The 2,156-nt window shown below is 64.4% G+C and carries 2 protein-coding genes and 1 riboswitch; both genes read right to left on the bottom strand.

Translation table 11 applies throughout. The annotated features are described in order from the left end of the window. Nucleotides 1–65: 65 nt before the first annotated feature. Nucleotides 66–653, bottom strand: coding sequence for a TMEM165/GDT1 family protein (locus ACPZMI_RS09565; RefSeq protein ID WP_054895644.1), 588 nt, complete (start codon nt 651–653; stop codon nt 66–68). 87 nt (nt 654–740) lie between these two features. After that, nucleotides 741–865, bottom strand: a riboswitch (yybP-ykoY riboswitch). Between the two features lie 40 nt (nt 866–905). Further along, complete coding sequence (locus tag ACPZMI_RS09570) at nt 906–1,904, bottom strand: methyltransferase (protein WP_426352113.1); 999 nt, start codon at nt 1,902–1,904, stop codon at nt 906–908. Nucleotides 1,905–2,156 lie beyond the last annotated feature (252 nt).

Here is a 2,156-nt window from a genome sequence, read left to right on the forward strand (position 1 = left end):
ATCGCGGGACGAGCCCGCTCCCACAGTCAGGACCGCTCTCACGGTCCAGTCCTGTCTTCGTTGCTCTAGCCAATCCACCCGCTGGTCTTCATCGCCGAGTACACCGCAACCGCCGCAAGCACGAAGAACGCTGCCGCCGCCAGTCGACGGATCAACGCCAGCGGCAGTTTGTCTGCTGCGAAGTTGCCCGCCAGGACCACCGGTACGTTGGCGATCAGCATGCCCAGGGTGGTGCCGATGATGACCATGATCAGGTGCGGATACTGCGCGGCCAGCATCACCGTGGCGACCTGGGTCTTGTCGCCGATCTCCGCCAGGAAGAACGCGATCAAGGTGGTCAGGAACGGGCCGAAGCGGCGTGCATTGCTGGTTTCGTCATCGTCCATCTTGTCCGGGACCAGGGTCCACAAGGCGGTGGCGGTGAAGCTTGCCGCCAGGATCCAGTGCAGCACGCTTTCGGTGAAGAACCCGCTGACCCAGGCCCCCACGGCGCCAGCGGCCGCATGGTTGGCGAGGGTGGCGGCGACGATACCGGCGATGATCGGCCACGGCTTGCGAAAGCGCGCCGCGAGAATGAGCGCGAGCAATTGCGTCTTGTCGCCGATTTCAGCGAGCGCAACGATGGCGGTGGGAACGAGCAGGGATTCGAGCATCAGGCTTCCTACGGGGGCGGGTCGACACGGCTATGACACGTACAGCCTCCCCGCCCCGGGTAAGGTGTGCGTGTCATAGGTCTTGTCAAACCCCGGGCTCATCTGTGTGAGCCGTGAGGTCGCACGCGCCATGGCCTGTGGGCCAAGTGTGTTGACGCGTACCGGGCAAGCAGAGGGTGCTTGCGGGAGACTACTCCCCTAGGACGGAGCGGATTCTGCCTAGCCGAATCGGTTTGGGCAAGCGTTAATTTTTTAACCGCGTGTTGCCCGATAGATTCGGAAGCCATCCCCTTCGGCGCGGATTTCGCAGTTGCCCAAGGCCTCCTGGAGCAGCGGTTGATAGCGCAGGAAGCTATTCGCTACCAGGCGTATTTCCCCGCCTTTTTGAAGAATTTGTCTGCTTTTTCGCAGCAGATTTTCTGCTGCCTGATAGTCGGTGTGGACCCCGGTATGGAAGGGTGGATTGCTTAGGATCACGGTCAGATTATCCGGTGCTGCGTCAATGCCATCACCGCTGATCACCTCACCTTGCAGACCGTTGGCAGCCAGGGTCAGTCGACTGGCTGCCACGGCAAAGGCATCGACATCGAGCAGGGTGACACTGCTTTGCGGATAACGTCGCTTGATGGTCGCGCCGAGTACGCCTGCACCACAGCCGAAGTCCAGCACATGGCCGACCGGCAGTTGTTCGAGGTGCTGCAGCAGCAGCGCGGTGCCGCGATCCAGGCGACCGTGGCTGAACACGCCCGGCAGGCTGACCACCCGCAGCGGGCCGTCCTCGAGTGGTAGCTCGAAGCGTTCGGCCAGGCTCTCCAGGGGGGTGGCCTCGGGCGCATTGACCACGGTCACCTGCCACAGTTGGCAGTGGCGGGCGCTGTCGAGCTTGCGCGGTTTGCCGAAGGCCTGCAGTTGCTTGGCCGCGCCCTCGATTCCGCCACGTTTCTCGCCGACCAGGTACAGCTCGCGTCCGCCCAGGCGCGAGGCCAGCGCATTGAGCAGGTAGGCAGCGAGGTCACGGGATTTGGGCAGGAACAGGACCGCCGCGTCGAACGGAACTTGCGGGGCCTCGACGCCGTAGTGGCTGCGGCCCGTGAAACGCTGCTCCAGCAACGCCTGATCGCCGGCGTGCCAGGTCCAGGCCTGCGCGTGCGGCAGTTGCCCGAGCAGGCCATCGGCGGCGGCACCGGCGATCAGCAGCGGGCCCTGGAACAGGTCCGCTTGGCGGAGCAACACTTCACTGCGCGGGTCCATCGGCGGACGCCTCCTGAAAAAAGCGCGAAGTGTATCACCTGGCGTATCGGGGCGCGGCGCCGACGCTGCAGGAGCGACTGTCTTGTTCAAAATCTCAAGGCCAGCCCAATCTCTGTAGGAGCGGGCTTGCCCGCGAACACGGGCGTAGCCCGTGCCAGGCAGCGCGGTGTGTTTTTCGCGGGCAAGTCGGGGCGCCGAACCGCCGCTCCTACAGGTACCGCACCGGCGCTGAGGACCGTGCACGGCTTGGCA

Source organism: Pseudomonas wayambapalatensis (genome assembly GCF_049942315.1).
GTDB lineage: Bacteria > Pseudomonadota > Gammaproteobacteria > Pseudomonadales > Pseudomonadaceae > Aquipseudomonas > Aquipseudomonas wayambapalatensis.